Raw genomic sequence first — 16,671 nt, forward strand, 5'->3', positions numbered from 1 at the left:
CGGCCCGCGGGGGGGGTCAGCGGCCGAGCCGGCGTGCCCGACCCGCGCCGGCGTCGATGTCCCGACCGCCCAGATCCGCCCGTCGCCCGGCCTCCGCTCCGGAGCCGAAGCCGGTGCCGGCCAACCGGCGGGGCGGTGCGGTACGCAGCCGTGGGTACACCTCGGCGAGCCGGCGGGCCACCCGGTCGGAGCGATCGGCCAGCACCAGCGCGACCGACGGTGTGTCGGTCCCGGTGGCCGCCGCCGTCTCGGCCGCCCACAGCCGTCCGCCGACCACCTGGGCGAAGCCGGCCAGCCAGGACCGGCGGAACGCGGCCGGGTGCTCGTCGGCCGGCACCACCGTGCCGGCCAGCCCGTGTGCCGCCTGCACCAGCAGTGAGGTGAAGAGCAGGTCGACCCGTTCGAGGTCGCTGGCGAAGCCGAACAGGTGCAGCGCGAACCCACTGCCGTGGCGACGGCGCACGCAGCGGCAGCGCAGCGGTTCGGCGACCGCGGCGAGCAGGCCGGCCTTGTCCCGGGCGTACGGGGCGACCACCTCGACCACGCGGTCGCCGACCGGGTCGGTGGTCGGGTCGCGGGCGGCGAGCAGCGCCCGGTCCACCCCGTAGCGGGCGATCAGCTCCGTCGCCTTGGCGGTGAACGCCGCCGACTCGGCCGGGGTGCAGGCTGGATCCTCGGCCTGCGCCAGCAGCTTGCGCACCTTGCTGAGCATCGCCTCGGACATGCCTCAGAGCTATCACACCCCGCCGACCGACACGGGGCCGCGGGACAACTGATCGATTCGTATCATCGCCACGATCGGTCCTCCGTCCAATACGGACGGTCAGTTAACTGTTCCGGAGGCACGCATGTCATCGCCGACCGCACCGACTCCTGCAACTACTGGACCTACCTGCCCGCCAAGTCCGGCTGGATCGTGGTGGCGACCAACGTCCGCGACGGGGTCAACTTCCGGGTCCGCTTCGACAACCTGCGCTACGAGTACGAGTCGCTGGTCGCCCGCCACGCCTTCTGACCAGCCGACGCGGCGCCCGCCCCCCGACGGGCGCCGCGTCGGTGCGGTCAGTCGGCTCGGCTGCGCAGGGTGGCGATCGTCGAGCCGGCGAGCGTGAGCAGGCAGTCCGGCAGCAGCCCGTCGGCCGCCGCCGCGCCGAACAGCGCCTCCCCGGTCGGCACGTCGGAGTTGGCGTACGCGCTGACGAAGCGGGCCACCCAGCGGGTGTCGTAGCCGGCCTGGTCGATGCCGGGGAAGTCCAGCGCGCATCCGCCCGCCGACGGCGTGTCACCGACCATGGTCGCGGCGAGGCACCAGGCCACTCCGTACGCGCCGCTCAGGCCGGAACGGTCGACGACCGCGTCGAACGCGCCCACCACGGCGTCGCCGTCCCCGGCCAGCGCCGAGTGGAGCACGGCGGTCGCGTCGTCGAGCGTCTGCTGTGGTAGGTCCGTCACGCAGCGCACAGTAGGAGGGGCGGTCAAGGACCACTCCGATCCTCACCCCGATCCTCACTCTGCGTAGGCGACCCGGGCGACCTGCGCATTGCGTCACCTCCACGGTCCCGCCGTCGGCGCGGGCACGCTAATGTGCGCAGCGGACCTTCGCCGGAGGAAGGACGACCATGCTCGTATCTCGCCGCTCGCGGGTGGCCTCACTGGCTGCCTGCGCGACGATCCTGCTCGCCACCAGCGCCTGCGGGACTGACAAGCCCGAGGAGGCGACCACCCAACAGGTGCGCCTCTACGGCACCGACGGCAACATGCTCAACTCCTACCCCGCGGAGTTGAAGGAACGTGCTGATCTCGTGGACGGGATGAAGGGCACCACGCCACTCACCCCGCTGCCGGAGGACTTCAAGAGCCGGCTACGGTCCGTCGACCCGGCGCTGACGGACTACCTCTACGCCGCGGAGACGTACGACGCCGTGGTGATCAGCGTGCTCGCCGCCCAACTGGCCGGCAGCACCGACCCCGCGGCCATCGCCAAGCAGATCGTCGGCGTGACCAACGGCGGCCAGCGCTGCGAGGACCCGGCGAGCTGCCTGGCGCTGGCCCGCGCCGGGCAGGACATCGAGTACCGCAGCGTGTCGCTGACCCGGGCCGGCTTCACCGACGAGGGCGAGCCCTCCACCGCGAGCTACGCGACCCTGAACTTCGACGGCCAGCAGATCAACGACGGCAAGACCGAGTTCGTCGGGGCCGGCAGCGAGTCGTCGGCGAGCACGAAGACGCCGCCGAAGCCGAAGAAGCAGCGCCCCGGTGGGGCGGAGGGCCAGAAGTCGCTGATCATCGGCGGCCTCCTGCCCAAGACCGGTGACCTCGCGCTGGCGTACCCGCCGATGGCCGCGGGCGCCACGCTGGCGCTCAAGGAGATCAACGCTGCCGGCGGCGCGCTCGGCAAGCCGGTGGTCTGGATGGACGGCGACGACGGCACCAGCACGGCGGTCGCCAAGGTGACCGTGGCCAAGCAGGTCGCGGACGGCGTCAGTGTGATCATCGGCGCCGGCGCCTCGGGCATCTCCCGCGAGGTGCTGCCGGACGTGGTGAAGGCCGGGAAGATCCTCTTCTCCCCCTCGAACACCGACAGCACCCTGACCGAGGTGGAGGACAAGGGCCTCTACTTCCGCACCGCCCCGCCGGACAGCCTCCAGGGGCGCGCGCTGGCCGACGTGATCCTCCGCGACGGCTCGCAGAAGATCGTCATCGTGGCCCGGAAGGACTCCTACGGTGAGGGCCTGCAGGCCACCGTCCGTGGCGAGCTGGAGAAGGCCGGCATCCCCGCCGACCGGCTCAAGCTGCTCACCTACGAGCCGCCGGCGGACGCCAAGGCCCCGCCGCTGGACTTCACCTCCGGCGCCAAGGAGATCAAGGAGTTCGGCGCGGACGCCGTACTGATCATCGGCTTCGGCGAGTCGGCCCAGGTGATCCGTGCGCTGGCCGACGCCGGGGTGCAGATCCGGCACTGAGCACCGACCGCGGACCCACGACGGCCGCACCGGCAACTGGCCGGTGCGGCCGTCGCCGTCGTGGGGTCAGCGCTCCCGCCGGCGCTCCAGGAACTCGGTCATCCGCCGGTGCTTCTCCTCGTCCTCGAAGAGCACCGCCTGGCTGACCAGGTCGAGCTGGGGGTGCGCGGCCGCCGGCGCGTCCACGGCCAGCTTGGTCAGCCGCAGCGCCAGTGCCGAGCCGCGGGCCATCTCGTCCAGCAGTCCGTGCGCCACCGTGAGCAGTTCGTCGGGCTCGTCCACCACACGGTTGACCAGGCCGATCCGTAGTGCCTCCGCAGCGTCCACGCGCCGGCCGGTGAAGAGCAGTTCCTTGGCCCGGCCTTCGCCGACCAGGGCGGGCAGTCGGTGGGTCGCGCCCGCGCCGGCCAGGATGCCCAACCGCACCTCCGGCTGGCCGAAGACCGCCCGCGCCGTGCACACCCGCAGATCGCAGGCGTACGCCAGCTCCGCGCCGCCGCCCAGCGCCGGCCCGTCGATGGCCGCCACGCTCGGCATCGGCAGGGCCCGGATCCGGGCGAAGGCGGCCGAGTTGATCGCGGCGAGGGCGTCCAGCCGGCCGCGCTCGCGGAGCTGACCGATGTCCGCGCCGCCGGCGAAGATGCCCGCCGCGCCGCCGGTGAGCAGCAGCAGTCGGGGGCGCGCCTCCAACTCGGCACAGACCTGGTGCAGTTCGGCGATCAACTCGGCGTCGATGGCGTTGCGCTTCTCCGGCCGGTCCAGGGTGACCACCAGCCGGTCCGGCCGCTCCTCGATCCGCAGCCCGCTCATTGCCTGACCCCGCCTTCCCAGCGGTAGAACCCCTGCCCGGACTTCTTGCCCAGCCGCCCGGCGGCCACCATCTCCTCCAGCAGCGGCGGCGGCGCGAAGCGCTCCCCGTACGCGGCCTGGAGGGTGCGGGCGATGTCCAGCCGGACGTCCAGGCCGACGAGGTCGGTCAGCTCCAACGGCCCGACCGGGTGCCGGTAACCGAGCACCATCGCCTTGTCGATGTCGGCGGGGCTGGCCACCCCGTCGGCGACCATCCGGATCGCCTCCAGCCCGAGTGTCACCCCGAGCCGGGACGTGGCGAAGCCGGGCAGGTCGCGTACCACCACGGGGTCCTTGCCCAGCCGCCGCGCCAGCTCGACGGCCGCGGCGGTGGTCTCCGCGGCGGTGGCCGGGCCGACCACGACCTCCAGCAACGCCATCGCCCAGACCGGGTTGAAGAAGTGCAGGCCGAGGAAGCTCTCCGGGCGATCCAGCCCCTCGGCCAGCTCACCGATGGCGATGCTGGACGTGTTGCTGCCCAACAGGGCGGGGTGCAGTGCCGCCGCATCCCGCAGCACCGCCCGCTTCAGGTCGAGCCGCTCGGGCACCGCCTCCACGATCACCTGCGGGGCGGCGGCGACCTCGGCGAGGGCCGGGCGCAGCGTCACCCGCTGCCGGTTCGCGGCGGCCTCGTCGGCGCTCAGCCTGCCCCGTTGCACCGCCCGCTCCCACAGCTCGGCGAGCCGATTCTGGGCAGCCCTGCCCCGGGCCGGATCCACCTCGACCAGCTCGACGTCGTACCCGGCCCCGGCCGCCACGTAGGCGATGCCGAGCCCCATCGTGCCGGCCCCGACGACCACGAAACGATCGCTCATCACGCCTCTCCATCCCGCCTGGCAACGCGCGGGGTCGCCGCCGCGCCGGCCCGGACGATCCGCCCACTCAGCTCGCTCATGGTGCGACCCTATGCAGCGCGGCGGCCCGGGCCATGCGTGGGGGAGCGTGGGATCGGGTACAGACGGCCGTCAACCGAGGGAAGGACCAGTCGACATGAGCCAGGCACCGGAGAGCGTCACCGACCCGGGCAGCACCGACGGCGAGACCGTGGAGACCCGGGGGGACGAGCGGGTCGACCTGCTGCGCGCCGACACCAACAACGACGGCCGGACCGACGTGTGGGTGGTGGACACCGACGGCGACGGCAAGGCCGACCTGTTCCAGTTCGACACCGACGGGGACGGCAAGGTGGACATCACCATGGTCGACCTCGACGAGGACGGCACCCCGGACGAGGTGGTCGACGGCGACGGCGGCCTCCCGCCCGAGCAGTTGCCCCCGACCGTCCAGGTCTGAGCGGTAAGGAGGGGCCCCTTGTTAACGCCTGGGCGTTAACAAGGGGCCCCTCCTTACCGGCCCAGGCGCAGGGTGGCCAGGTAGTACGGGGCGTCGGAGTCGTCCACGTCGGTGAGCCGCCAGCCGCTGCCGTGCACCAGACCGGCGAACTCCTCCGGGGAGCAGACCAGGTAGTCGAACCAGTCGGTGCCCAGTTCCCGGTAGCGCAGCCGCAGCCGCAGTTGCCCGCCGAGCCGGCCGCGGTCCCGGTTGCGCTGGTGGTAGCCGGTGTGCAGCGGGTCCGTGGTGCCGTACGGGTCGGTGCCGTGCGCGATGACCTGCGCTCCCGGCCGGGCCAGTGCGGCGAGAGCGGCCAGGAAGGCGGGTGCCCGCTCCCGTCCCTCGATCAGCCCGAGATTGTTGCCGAGCAGCAGGAACGTGTCGTAGCGGTGGCCGTCGGCCACGTGGCTGTCCACGGTGCCGTGCGCCAGCCGGCGGACGCCGCGGCGGCGGCACACCTCCAGCGCGCCGGCCGAGGTGTCCAGGCCGGTGACCGGTACGCCGCGCTCCTGGAGCAGCAGCGCGATCCGGCCGGCGCCGGTGCCGATGTCCAGCGTCTCGCCCCGGACCCGGTCCACCGCCCGGTGGTCGTACGGCTGCCAGTCGGCCGGCGCGTCCAGGTAGTGCGCGGCGGGCGCCCCGTTGATCAGCCCGTCGTCGCGCTCGATGATCTCGATGACCGGTCGGGGCAGTCGACCGCCGACCAGCGGCCGGGGGCCCACCCCGGTGGCCACGGCGAGCGCGTCGCGCAGCAGTTCACCGACGACGTCACCGATCAGTGGCTCCCCTGTCACGGCGTTCACGCTATCTGGCCGTCCGGCGGACCGCGCGGTCGTATCCTTGCGGCGTGACCACGTTGGACCGCCTGTCGGCCGAGAAGTACCTCCTGCTCACGACCTTCCGCAAGGACGGGCGGGCGGTGCCGACGCCGGTCTGGGCGGTCCGCGACGGCGAGGCGCTGGCGGTCTGGACGCGGGCCGACTCGGGCAAGGTGAAGCGGATCCGCCGCAGTGGCGACGTGACCGTGGCGCCGTGCGACGTGCGGGGCCGTCCGCACGGCGCGGCGGTACCGGCCCACGCGACCCTCTACGGCGGTGCCGAAACCCGCCGGGTCCGCGACCTGCTGAAGCACAAGTACCGGCTGATCGGCCGGCTGAGCCTGCTCGGTAGCCGGCTGCGCCACGGCGAGGGCGGCACGGTGGGGATCAGGGTGACGCTAGCCGACGGGCAGAGCGGATAGCGGGTCGGGCTCCAGAAACGCGTCAGGGGCGGCGGACCGAAGTCCACCGCCCCTGACCGTGAAAAGCTGGTGCCGGCTCAGTCGCCCTGGCGCTGCTGGGGAATCTGCCCCTGCAGCAGGGCCCTGACCTCCGACTCGCGGTATCGACGGTGGCCACCCAGGGTGCGGATGGCGCTCAGCTTTCCGGCCTTGGCCCACCGGGTCACCGTCTTCGGGTCGACACGGAACATCGACGCCACCTCGGCCGGCGTGAGTAGCGGCTCTGGTTCGTGCGTTCGCGATGCCATCGGTCACTCCTCCACATGTATAGACATCGGCCGGGGTCCCGCCGGCCGACGCGTCTCCCATGGTCCGGCTAGTCCCCGATGTCCGACATGGGCCGAACGGATGAAGGTCCCTAGACGGACGGATGAACCATGCCCGATTTTTACGACTTTTACACGGCAGAAAGTACCTTATTCGGACTCATGATCACGGTTCGTGATGTGCCAACTACGAGCACGCCTCACCTTGGAAGCGTTCCTCGGGCGATTTGCCTCAGTTGCACCGCTCGAGCAGCTGCACCGCGCGCCACCGGGCCACCAGGGTGTCGTACGCCGCGGACGCCTCGTCGGCCTCGCCCCGGGCCAGCCCGGCCAGCCCGCCGGCGACCAGCTCGGGCGAGTCGTCCGCGGCCAGTGTCTCGTCGGAGAGCAGGTCGACCAGGCCCCCGTAGTCCAGCTCCACCATCGAACGTGGGTGGAACTCCTCCAGCCAGCGGGCCGCCTCCTCCACCGCCTCGGTGATGGGCGCGTCCCCGACCGACTTGCGCAGCACGGACAGGGCGCGCGAGGAGCGCCGCCGGGCCTTGGAGATCTCGGTGCGGTAGCGCAGCGACCGGCGGTCGGGCCGGGTCACCAGCTCGCGCTCCTCCGGGTCGACGAGCACGAACCAGCGCAGCGGCACGCCCCAGGTGGCGATCTGCTCGTGCACCCGGGGCACCCCGTGCTCGAGTACGCGGGCGCCACTGCGCCAGTCCTCCACCACCGCGCGGGCCTGACCGGCCAGCACGGGCGGCACGAAGGCGTCGGCGAGCACCGAGGGCACCCCGTCCCGGGCGCTGAGCGCCGCCTCGGCGACCCGGATCCGGAGGTTCCAGGGGCAGACCAGCAGGCTGTCGTCCGTCTCCAGGACGTACGCCTCCTCCGGCAGGTCCGGCAGCCGGGTCCAGCCGGCGCCGAGCGCCTCGATCACCGCCGTCCGCTGCCGGCCCGGCCCCTCGACCGGGGCCACCGCCCGTCCCTCGGAGACGTAGCGCCGCCAGTAGCTCTGGCGGTCCCGGTCGAAGGCGGTCAACGGCTCGTACACGCGCAGGTATGAAGCGAAGAGCGACGGCACCGCGCGATCCTCCCACGAACGGCACCCGCACGGCGTCAGCGGCCGGACCGCGCGTGCCGCGACGTGGGACGGCGGCGGCGCGTCGGGCGCCGCGACGGGGGCCGATACTAGGCTCGACGGCACCGGCAGCATCCCCGCCGGGGTCCACGAGGTCCGCGTCCCACAAGGACGCACACCACACCAGGAGCCAGTCATGGGCGTATTCGCCAGCACCGACGACCCGGTATCGACCGGTCACGAACAGGTCGTGTTCTGCCAGGACAAGCAGAGCGGCCTGAAGGCGATCATCGGGATCTACTCGACCGCGTTGGGGCCGGCGCTGGGCGGCACCCGCTTCTACCCGTACGACAGCGAAGAGGCCGCGCTCGCCGACGTGCTCGACCTGTCCCGTGGGATGGCGTACAAGAACGCCCTGGCCGGGCTCGACCTGGGCGGCGGCAAGGCGGTCATCTGGGGCGACCCGGAGCAGGTCAAGAGCGAGGCGCTGCTGCGCGCGTACGGCCGCTTCGTGGAGTCGCTGGCCGGCCGCTACTACACCGCCTGCGACGTCGGCACCTACGTGGCGGACATGGACGTGATCGCGCGGGAGACCAGCTACGTCACCGGCCGCAGCGTCGAGCACGGCGGCGCCGGCGACTCGTCGATCCTCACCGCCTGGGGCGTCTTCCAGGGCATGCGGGCCGCCGCCGAGCACGTCTGGGGCACCCCGAGCCTGCGCGGCAAGCGGGTCGGCGTGGCCGGCCTGGGCAAGGTCGGCAAGTACCTGACCGGGCACCTGCTGGAGGAAGGCGCCGAGGTGGTGGCCACCGACGTCAACCCGAAGGCGCTGGCCTGGGTGCGGACCAACCACCCGCAGGTCACCCTGGTCGACGACGCCGCCGCGCTGGTCGCCGCCGACATCGACGTGTACGCCCCCTGCGCGCTGGGCGGTGCGCTGAACGACGACACCGTGCCGGCGCTGCGCGCCAAGGTGGTAGCCGGTGCGGCCAACAACCAGCTCGCCCACCCGGGCATCGAGAAGCTCCTGGCCGACCGGGGCATCCTGTACGCCCCGGACTACGTGGTCAACGCCGGCGGCGTGATCCAGGTGGCGGACGAGATCGAGGGCTTCAACTTCGACCGGGCCAAGCTGCGGGCCACCCGGATCTACGACACCACCCGGGAGATCCTGCACCTGGCCGACGCCGAGGGCGTGCCACCGGCGGTGGCCGCCGACCGGCTGGCCGAGCGGCGGATGGCCGACGTCGGCCGGCTACGCACGATCCACCTGCGCTGAGCACCCCGGAGGCGGATCGACCGGGATCCGCCTCCGGGCCCTCTCCGGGCACCCTGGTCGGTAAGCTGATGCCGGGCTAATTTCGCGTGGTTTGTCCGGTGTCACGGGTGCTCTCGGTTCCGCTCCTTACCAGGTACACTGGGTGACGGCCGGCTCGCCGCGACGCGCAGAGCCGACTGGCGGTAACCCGAGGTGCCGAACGATGGCATCCCCATGTACCGTAAGAGCCACGAGAGATGCCTGACGTCATCGGGGCCCGCCTTCGGGCTGCCCCGCATTCTGTGCGAGGGGGTCGAGCCATGGGGCGCGGCCGTGCTAAGGCCAAGCAGACGAAGGTGGCCCGGGAGTTGAAGTACCACTCCCCGAACACCGACCTCACCGCCTTGCAGCGTGAACTGGCGGGTGCTGGTAAGTCTGAGCACCACATCGACGACGACTACAAAGAGTTCGTCGACGATGATGATGAGGATCACGCGGACGAGGACCCGGATCCCTGGGTCCGTCCGACCCGCTGACCTCTCGACGCAGCTGAGCACGCGGTACGCCCCGCGTGCTCACGCATGTGCCCGTCGGGAGCTGAGCCGGGCCGATGATCAGGGACCTGGCCAGGCCGGACGCCGTTCCGGCCGGTCGGCAGGTCCCTGATCTCGGTTACCTTCAGCGCGGCCGGTTGTTCCAGTTGTAGAAGGTCGGGATGTTCTCGAAGTGGTTCCAGGCGCAGACCGCGCTGGCACCGTCCCCGCCCGACACCTCCGCCCGCAGCCGGCGCGCGTCCGCGGCTTCCTGAAGCAGCGCGACCAGCCCAGGGGCCACCTCCCGCACCCGCTCGGTGACTCCGTCCGGGGCGTCGCCCGCTTCGCGCTCAGGCCGCCGGTCACTGGTGGTCTCGGGCATGCTCCAACACTCCCTCCAATAGGCGGATCTTGCTGTTGCGGCAGTGCTCGGTCTCGGTACCGTCGAAGCGCCCCAACTCGAAGTAACGGTTGGCCGCATGGCCACCGCCGCAGAAACCGAAGTACGGGCAGGACGCCCGACACGCCTCCACGCCGGCGAGGAACTCGCCCACCCACGGCGTCGCCGCCGCACCGGCCAGGATCTCGGCCAGCGGGGTGGTCAACACGTTGCCGCTGCTGAAGTCGCCGTACTTGGGGTCGGTGAAGCCGGCCAGCTCCGGGGAGAGCACGGTCACCGAGCCGTCGTGCCCGATCGTCGGGATCGGGTCCAGTTGACGGGGCAGCACGTCGTCCGCCGCGTCGTCGAGCACCGCCGCGGCGAAGCGCAGCGACCACTCGACCTCCCGCAGGTGGATCCGGGGCTCGCGCCGCCAGGCTGCCACCAGCTCGGCCCAGAACCCGGTCACCGCCGCGGGGTCGTGGCTGTTGTCCCGGGTGTTGACCCCCTCGGTCTCCTCGATGTTGATGCCGAGCACGTCGCAGCCCAGGCCGAGGAAGTAGTCGTACAGCTCGCTGGCGAGCCCCGGCGCCGGCTCGGACACCACGGCCAGGGCGGAGAACGGCAGGCCGTGCCGGCGCAGCGCCGCCACGCCGCGCAGGATCCGGTCGTACGCCGGCTGCCCGCCCCGGCCCACCCGGTCCCCGTTGCGCTCCCTCGGGCCGTCCACGCTCACGCTCACCCGCACCTCGCGTGCGGCGAAGAACGCACACCAGTCGTCGTCGATCAGCGTGGCGTTGGTCTGCACGTGGTGCTCGACCTCCGGCCCGAACGGGGCCAGCAGGGCGGCCAGGTGCTCCCGCCCGGCCGCCAGCGGCTCACCGCCGTGCCACACCACCGAGAACCGGCCGGCCGTGGCCCACGGGTTGACCGCCTCCGCCACCGCTTCGGCCACCGACACCGGCATCCGCCGGTCGGCCGCGCGGAACGGCAGGTAACAGTAGGCGCAGTCGAGGTTACACAGGGTGGTGGGCTGCATGACGACGTACGACGGAATGGCGGCCAGGCCGCGCATCCCGCTGAATGACTGTCCCCGAGCAGCCATCGCCCTCCTCCGCCTAGTCTGAAGGGTGCCCTTCAGGCTAGGCGGCATCGGCCACTCGGGTGAAGCCCTGATCAGGTGCCCGTACGATCACCGGAGCGTGATCATCCTCGGGTGTGCTGGCCGACCATCTGCACGTTGCCGGTGCCCTCGATGATCTCGCCGGCCTGCCACGCCTCGACCCCGCGGCCGGTCAGCGTGGCCAGCGCCCGGTCGGTGTCCTCGGCGGAGACGATCGCGAACATGCCGACGCCCATGTTGAAGGTCGCCTCCATCTCCGGGTCGTCGATCCGGCCCTTCGACTGGATCAGGTCGAAGACCGGCTGCGGCTTCCAGGTGGACCGGTTGACGACCGCGTCGACGTGCTCCGGCAGCACCCGGACCAGGTTGCCGGGGATGCCGCCGCCGGTGACGTGGGCCAGCGCCCGCACCTCGGTCTCGGCGATCAGCTTGAGGCAGTCCTTCGCGTAGATCTTGGTCGGGGTGAGCAGTTCCTCGCCGAGGGTGCGCTGCCGGCCGAAGTCGTCGATCACCACGTCCAGCCGCATCCGGCCGGCACCCAGCAGCACGTGCCGCACCAGGGAGTAGCCGTTGGAGTGCAGGCCGGAGGAGCGCATCGCGATCACCGCGTCGCCCACCTCGACCCGCTCCGGCCGGAGGATGTCGCTCTCCTCGACCACGCCGACGCCGGTGGCGGAGATGTCGTACTCGTCCGGGCGGAGCACGCCCGGGTGCTCCGCGGTCTCGCCGCCCAGCAGCGCGCAGCCGGCGTACCGGCAGCCGTCGGCGATGCCCGCGCCGATCTCGGCGACCTTGTCCGGCACGACCTCGCCGGTGGCGATGTAGTCGAGCAGGAACAGCGGCTCGGCGCCGCACGCCACCAGGTCGTCGACGACCATCGCGACCAGGTCGATGCCGACCGTGTCGTGGATGTCCATCTGCTGCGCGATCACCAGCTTGGTGCCCACGCCGTCGGTGGACGAGGCCAGGATCGGGTTCTTGTACTTCTTCGTGTCGAGCCGGAACAGGCCGGCGAAGCCGCCGAGGTCGCCCAGCACCTCGGGGCGGCGGGTCTGCTTCACCTTCGACTTGAGCAGCTCCACCGCGCGGTCGCCCGCCTCGATGGACACCCCGGCGTCGGCGTACGAGACCGAGCGTTTGCGCGCCGGACGGCCGGCGCCGGCCGTCCAGGGCTGGCGGTCGCCGCCGGCGCCGGTCGGGCTGCTTCCTGCGCCGCTGCGCTCGGACACGTGCGTCACGGTTCTCCCCTTTGTGGTTCTCGGTGCCGCGCCGGCGGTGGCCGGGCCGCGCCGGTGGTGCTACGGGCGGTGTGCGGTCACGCCGCCCGGAGTGGCGACGAGCGGAAGGGCGGAGTGCCCCGGGGCGTCCGGAGCCGAGTTGGCGACCCGCCGGCCCACCCCTTCGAGCACGTGCTTGCCGATCAGGTTGCCGGCCGGCAGCTCGATCGGGTACTCACCATCGAAACACGCGCGACACAGCCGGGTCTTCGGCTGCTCGGTCGCGGCGATCAGGCCGGGAAGCGATACGTAACCCAGCGTGTCGGCGCCGATCGAGCGCCGGATGCCGTCGTTGTCCAACCCGTTGGCCAGCAGCTCCGCCCGGGTGGCGAAGTCGATGCCGTAGAAGCACGGCCACCTGACCGGCGGCGAGGAGATCCGGACGTGCACCTCCAGCGCGCCCGCCTCGCGCAGCATCCGCACGATGGCCCGCTGGGTGTTGCCCCGCACGATCGAGTCGTCCACCACCACCAGCCGCTTGCCCCGCACGTTCTGCCGCAGAGGATTGAGCTTGAGCCGGATGCCGAGCTGACGCAGGGTCTGCGACGGCTGGATGAAGGTACGCCCGACGTACGGGTTCTTCATGAGGCCGGCGCCGTAGGTGATGCCGGAGGCCTCCGCGTAGCCGATCGCGGCCGGGGTGCCGGACTCCGGCACCGGGATGACCAGGTCGGCCTCGACCGGGTGTTCCTTGGCCAGCTGGCGGCCGATCTGCACCCGGGCGGCGTGCACGTTGCGCCCGGCGATGGTGGCGTCCGGGCGAGCGATGTAGACGTACTCGAAGAGGCAACCCTTCGGCTCCGGCGCGGCGAACCGGGTGGAGCGCAGCCCGTCCTCGTCGATCGCGATCAGCTCACCGGGCTCGACCTCGCGGACCACGCTCGCCCCGACGATGTCCAGCGCGGCGGTCTCGCTGGCCACCACCCAGCCGCGCTCCAGCCGGCCCAGCACCAGCGGACGGACGCCGTGCGGGTCGCGGGCCGCGTAGAGGGTCGACTCGTCCATGAAGACGAAACTGAAGGCGCCGCGCAGTTGCGGCAGCACCTCCAGCGCGGCCGCCTCCACGGAGAGATCCGGCCGGCTGGCCAGCAGCATGGTCACCAGCGAGGTGTCGTTGGTCGAGCCGTCCGCGACGAGGCCGCGCTCGGCGACCTCCTTCTGCAGCTCGGCGGTGTTGACCAGGTTGCCGTTGTGGGCCAGCGCGATGGTCGTGCCGGAGCTGGTCGACCGGATGGTCGGCTGCGCGTTCTCCCAGGTCGAGCCGCCGGTCGTGGAGTAGCGGGCGTGCCCGATTGCCAGGTGGCCGCGCAGGCTGGCCAGGGTCGGCTCGTCGAAGACCTGGGCGACCAGGCCGAGGTCCTTGTAGACCACCACCCCGGAGCCGTCGCTCACCGCGATGCCCGCCGCCTCCTGGCCCCGGTGCTGGAGCGCGTAGAGACCGAAGTAGGTCAGGTTGGCGACCTCTTCCCCCGGCGCCCAGACGCCGAAGACGCCGCAGGCGTCCTGGGGACCGGGTCGTTGGGGGTCAAGGTCGTGGCTCAGCCGGCCGTCGCCTCGGGGCACCTACCGCTCCCTCATGCTGGTCTGGACCGACCCGGTGGGATCACGGGGCGATCCACACGCCCGGGTCGGGACCACTGTCGTCGCCTGACAGTGTACGCGAATCATCGTCGATACAGATAGTCACGATTTGTGCGCCGAGCGTTACCATCATCCGGACGTCTACGCAGCTAGAGGGGCAGATGGGCGGAGAGGTCCGCGCGGACACCGCTCACCTGGACACGACCCTGGGTAACCGCCTCGGCCCACGCGAGTCGCCCGGTGGCCAGCGCGAGCCAGGTGTCCGGGGCCATCTCGACCACGTTTGGCGGGGTCCCCCGGGTGTGTCGGGGCCCGGGAACGCACTGGATCGCGCCGTAAGGTGGGACGCGCACCTCCACCGATCGGCCGGGGGCGCGCTCCGCGAGGACGGCCAACAAGGACCGGACCGCCTCCCGGAGTACCGGCCGTTCGGGCGTACGCCCATCATCGAGCGCCGACAACGCCGCCGCTACCGCGGCGGACTTAATGTGCGGAGTGGACACGACGGGACGATACGACCTGACGGTAGGACGCCTGACGCTGGCCCTGGGTCGCGCCGACCCGGTCGGACAAGGCATAGTTGCCGACGGCGTATTCGTACCGTGATGATCCCCGGCCGGCGCCTCGCCGGTCAGGGAAGTCAGCCCGGAAGGCGGTGGACGTGTCAACACACCGACGTGCCTGGAAGCAGCGGGCCGGTGTGGTCGTAGCGCTGGTTGCCGGCGCCCTACTGGCCGTCCCCGCCACACCAGCCCTGGCCGCGCCCGACGTCACAGACGTCTCGGCCTCGCCGAGCAGCGTCGAGGCTGGCAAGACTACAAAGATCAGCTACAAGCTGGCCTTCCAGGATGGCGCTCAACCTGCCGACATCAGTTTCAGCTCGAGCAACCCGAAGCTGACGTGCGTCGACGGGTGCTCCCGCGGCCGGGTGACGGAGAGTGGGACCTACGACGCCACCTTCAAGCTCGCCGACGACGCTGCCAACGGCACCGCCCAGATCACTGTGAAGGCCACAGACTCCAACGGCCCGATCAAGCAGAGCCAGGATGCGTCGACCACCGTCACGCTGGTCGCCAAGGCCGCGCCGCCACAGCAGGCGCAGACCGTGCGGTCGATCTCCGGCAAGGTGGTCAAGAAGGCCGACAGCGAGGCGGTGCCCAACGCCTTCGTGGTCCTCCAGGACACCGCCGGCCACCGCTACGACACGATGAGTGACGGCAGCGGCAACTTCCGCTTCACCGGCACCACCGAGAAGCCGATCGCTCCCGGCCGGATCGACCTGGGCGCGTCCTTCGACAACATCAAGGCCTTCAAGACCGTCAACGCGACCGCCGGGCAGGCCGTCACCGGTCAGCGGATCGCCTTGGAGATCAAGGTCGAAGTGACGCCGAGCGCCACCCCGTCCGCCAGCGCCGAGGCCACGCCCACCGAGGAGGCGACCGAGGAGGGTGCCGCGGAGGAGCCCTCCGAGGAGCCCAGCCCGGGCGCCCCGGCGAACGCCGCGAACAACGAGGACGACGGCGGCGGCTTCGGCTCCTACCTGATCATCCTGCTCGGCGGCCTGCTCGTCGCCGCCGGCGTGGGCACGATCGTGCTGCTCTGGATGCGGCGCAAGGAGAGCGGCGACGACGACGCGGACGTGCCGGCGGGTGCGGCCGGCGCGGTGCCGGCGGCCCGAGGTGCGTACCGCGACGCCGACGACCGGACCCGCGTGGTCAACCGCGTCGGCGGCGGACCGGACCCGACGATGGCCGGCGGCGCGGCGCTGAGCGACGCACCGACGATGATGCACCGCCCGGTGGTCGACGACGTCCCGCCGGATCCGTACGGCGCGCCCGCGCAGCCGTACGGTGCGGCGGGTCAGCAGAACTGGGGCGGCGCCAGCTACGGCGAGGAGCCGGCCTCTGGCGGCTACGGCGCGGGCGGCTACGGCGCCGCACCGGCCTCCGGTGGCGGCTACGGCACGGCGGCGACCCCCGAGGCTGGCTACGGAGCCGGCGCCCCCGGTGGTGAGGGCTACGGCGCCGCACCGGGTTCCGGTGCCGGCTACGGCGGCGCACCGTCCTCCGGCGGCGGTTACGGCAGCCGTGACTACGGTGCCCCGGCCGGCGACGCGGCCTACCCGCCGGCCCCGGCGGGCCCCGCCTACGGCGAACGGTACGACGAGCCGACCGGCCGCTACACCGGCGACAGCACCCAGTACCCGGCCCCGGCCGACCCGTACGCCACCGGCGTCTACCAGCCGGAGCAGGGTGCGGGGTACGGCCAGGCCGACCCCGCGCCGTACGGCCGGGGCGCGGAGCCGGCCGGCGGCGGCTACAACCAGCGCGGTGGTTACGAGCAGGGCGGCTACGGCCAGGCCGGCGGCTACGGCCAGGAGTCGCAGCCGGAGCACGGCAGCTACGGCCAGGAGGCTCCCCCGCAGCGCGGCGGATACGAGCAGGGCGGCTACGGCCAGGCCCCTGGCTACGGCCAGGATGCCCCGACGCAGCGCGGTGGCTACGACGATCGCGGCTACGAGCAGGGCGGTTACTACGGTGACCAGGGTCAGGCCGGCCGGGCGCGCCCGGATGCGCCGCCGCAGCAGGATCGCGGCGGCCGGCGACTGGACTGGCTGGACGACTGACGATCAGCGGGCTCACGCCCGTCGCACGACCACGGAAGGGCCGTCGGGATTCACCGGCGGCCCTTCCGCTTGCGGCGAGTGCTCCCCTGCGCACGACAACGGGCCGACGGAAGGTCGCGGGCCGGCTGATCACGGG

At 72.2% G+C, this 16,671-nt stretch carries 18 protein-coding genes; 6 read left to right on the forward strand and 12 right to left on the reverse strand.

Features of this window, described 5'->3' with window-relative positions; genetic code table 11:
• Positions 1 to 16: 16 nt before the first annotated feature.
• The gene (locus ACFOW4_RS01805) at positions 17 to 724 is read right to left on the reverse strand and encodes a DUF2786 domain-containing protein (protein WP_377523825.1); all 708 of its coding nucleotides are present in this window, start codon (positions 722 to 724) and stop codon (positions 17 to 19) included.
• Between the two features lie 338 nt (positions 725 to 1,062).
• Positions 1,063 to 1,452: a hypothetical protein gene (locus ACFOW4_RS01810; RefSeq protein ID WP_377523826.1), complete on the reverse strand. Its 390-nt coding sequence runs from the start codon at positions 1,450 to 1,452 to the stop codon at positions 1,063 to 1,065.
• Positions 1,453 to 1,619: 167 nt separating this feature from the next.
• On the opposite strand from ACFOW4_RS01810, the gene ACFOW4_RS01815 reads away from it, so the two are divergent.
• Positions 1,620 to 2,963: an ABC transporter substrate-binding protein gene (locus tag ACFOW4_RS01815; protein WP_377523828.1), complete on the forward strand. Its 1,344-nt coding sequence runs from the start codon at positions 1,620 to 1,622 to the stop codon at positions 2,961 to 2,963.
• A 66-nt stretch (positions 2,964 to 3,029) separates the two neighbouring features.
• Here the strand turns inward: ACFOW4_RS01815 and ACFOW4_RS01820 are convergent, their stop codons facing one another.
• Positions 3,030 to 3,773, reverse strand: coding sequence for an enoyl-CoA hydratase/isomerase family protein (locus ACFOW4_RS01820; RefSeq protein ID WP_377523829.1), 744 nt, complete (start codon positions 3,771 to 3,773; stop codon positions 3,030 to 3,032).
• On the reverse strand, positions 3,770 to 4,627 hold the full coding sequence (locus ACFOW4_RS01825) for a 3-hydroxyacyl-CoA dehydrogenase family protein (RefSeq protein WP_377523831.1): 858 nt from the start codon (positions 4,625 to 4,627) through the stop codon (positions 3,770 to 3,772). The genes ACFOW4_RS01820 and ACFOW4_RS01825 overlap by 4 nt, the downstream gene beginning before the upstream one ends.
• Positions 4,628 to 4,802: 175 nt before the next feature.
• On the opposite strand from ACFOW4_RS01825, the gene ACFOW4_RS01830 reads away from it, so the two are divergent.
• Entirely contained in the window at positions 4,803 to 5,105 is a 303-nt protein-coding gene (locus tag ACFOW4_RS01830) for a hypothetical protein (RefSeq protein ID WP_377523832.1), read from the forward strand.
• Positions 5,106 to 5,158: 53 nt separating this feature from the next.
• Here ACFOW4_RS01830 and ACFOW4_RS01835 read toward each other — a convergent pair whose 3' ends face one another.
• The gene (locus ACFOW4_RS01835) at positions 5,159 to 5,938 is read right to left on the reverse strand and encodes a class I SAM-dependent methyltransferase (RefSeq protein WP_377523834.1); all 780 of its coding nucleotides are present in this window, start codon (positions 5,936 to 5,938) and stop codon (positions 5,159 to 5,161) included.
• 53 nt (positions 5,939 to 5,991) lie between these two features.
• Between ACFOW4_RS01835 and ACFOW4_RS01840 the strand changes: the two genes are divergently transcribed.
• A complete protein-coding gene (locus tag ACFOW4_RS01840; RefSeq protein WP_377523836.1) occupies positions 5,992 to 6,384 on the forward strand; it encodes a PPOX class F420-dependent oxidoreductase in 393 nt (130 codons plus the stop codon).
• Positions 6,385 to 6,461: 77 nt separating this feature from the next.
• On the opposite strand, the gene ACFOW4_RS01845 is transcribed toward ACFOW4_RS01840, so the two are convergent.
• Positions 6,462 to 6,671 (reverse strand): BldC family transcriptional regulator, encoded by a 210-nt coding sequence (locus ACFOW4_RS01845; RefSeq protein WP_007073996.1) that lies wholly within the window; start codon positions 6,669 to 6,671, stop codon positions 6,462 to 6,464.
• A 250-nt stretch (positions 6,672 to 6,921) separates the two neighbouring features.
• On the reverse strand, positions 6,922 to 7,761 hold the full coding sequence (locus tag ACFOW4_RS01850) for a hypothetical protein (protein WP_377523838.1): 840 nt from the start codon (positions 7,759 to 7,761) through the stop codon (positions 6,922 to 6,924).
• 193 nt (positions 7,762 to 7,954) lie between these two features.
• Between ACFOW4_RS01850 and ACFOW4_RS01855 the strand changes: the two genes are divergently transcribed.
• Both ACFOW4_RS01855 and ACFOW4_RS01860 read left to right on the forward strand, forming a co-directional pair.
• Positions 7,955 to 9,037, forward strand: coding sequence for a Glu/Leu/Phe/Val dehydrogenase (locus ACFOW4_RS01855; RefSeq protein ID WP_377523839.1), 1,083 nt, complete (start codon positions 7,955 to 7,957; stop codon positions 9,035 to 9,037).
• A 299-nt stretch (positions 9,038 to 9,336) separates the two neighbouring features.
• Positions 9,337 to 9,552: a DUF3073 domain-containing protein gene (locus tag ACFOW4_RS01860; RefSeq protein WP_377523841.1), complete on the forward strand. Its 216-nt coding sequence runs from the start codon at positions 9,337 to 9,339 to the stop codon at positions 9,550 to 9,552.
• Between the two features lie 142 nt (positions 9,553 to 9,694).
• Here the strand turns inward: ACFOW4_RS01860 and amcA are convergent, their stop codons facing one another.
• The 5 genes from amcA to ACFOW4_RS01885 form a co-directional block, all read right to left on the reverse strand.
• Positions 9,695 to 9,931, reverse strand: a complete 237-nt coding sequence (amcA, locus tag ACFOW4_RS01865; protein WP_377523842.1) for a multiple cyclophane-containing RiPP AmcA — start codon at positions 9,929 to 9,931, stop codon at positions 9,695 to 9,697.
• On the reverse strand, positions 9,912 to 11,003 hold the full coding sequence (gene amcB, locus ACFOW4_RS01870) for a cyclophane-forming radical SAM peptide maturase AmcB (RefSeq protein ID WP_377523968.1): 1,092 nt from the start codon (positions 11,001 to 11,003) through the stop codon (positions 9,912 to 9,914). Before amcB ends, amcA begins: the two co-directional genes overlap by 20 nt.
• A 131-nt stretch (positions 11,004 to 11,134) precedes the next feature.
• Positions 11,135 to 12,289, reverse strand: a complete 1,155-nt coding sequence (purM, locus tag ACFOW4_RS01875) for a phosphoribosylformylglycinamidine cyclo-ligase (RefSeq protein ID WP_377523844.1) — start codon at positions 12,287 to 12,289, stop codon at positions 11,135 to 11,137.
• 60 nt (positions 12,290 to 12,349) lie between these two features.
• On the reverse strand, positions 12,350 to 13,891 hold the full coding sequence (gene purF, locus ACFOW4_RS01880) for an amidophosphoribosyltransferase (protein WP_377523845.1): 1,542 nt from the start codon (positions 13,889 to 13,891) through the stop codon (positions 12,350 to 12,352).
• A gap of 167 nt (positions 13,892 to 14,058) precedes the next feature.
• Positions 14,059 to 14,412 (reverse strand): sterol carrier family protein, encoded by a 354-nt coding sequence (locus ACFOW4_RS01885; RefSeq protein WP_377523847.1) that lies wholly within the window; start codon positions 14,410 to 14,412, stop codon positions 14,059 to 14,061.
• A gap of 158 nt (positions 14,413 to 14,570) precedes the next feature.
• Between ACFOW4_RS01885 and ACFOW4_RS01890 the strand changes: the two genes are divergently transcribed.
• Positions 14,571 to 16,535 carry a hypothetical protein gene (locus ACFOW4_RS01890; RefSeq protein WP_377523848.1) on the forward strand — a complete coding sequence of 655 codons (1,965 nt, stop codon included), beginning with the start codon at positions 14,571 to 14,573 and terminating at the stop codon, positions 16,533 to 16,535.
• The last annotated feature ends 136 nt before the right edge of the window (positions 16,536 to 16,671 follow it).

The sequence above is a fragment of the Micromonospora sp. GCM10011542 genome (assembly GCF_042650685.1).
Classification (GTDB): domain Bacteria; phylum Actinomycetota; class Actinomycetes; order Mycobacteriales; family Micromonosporaceae; genus Micromonospora.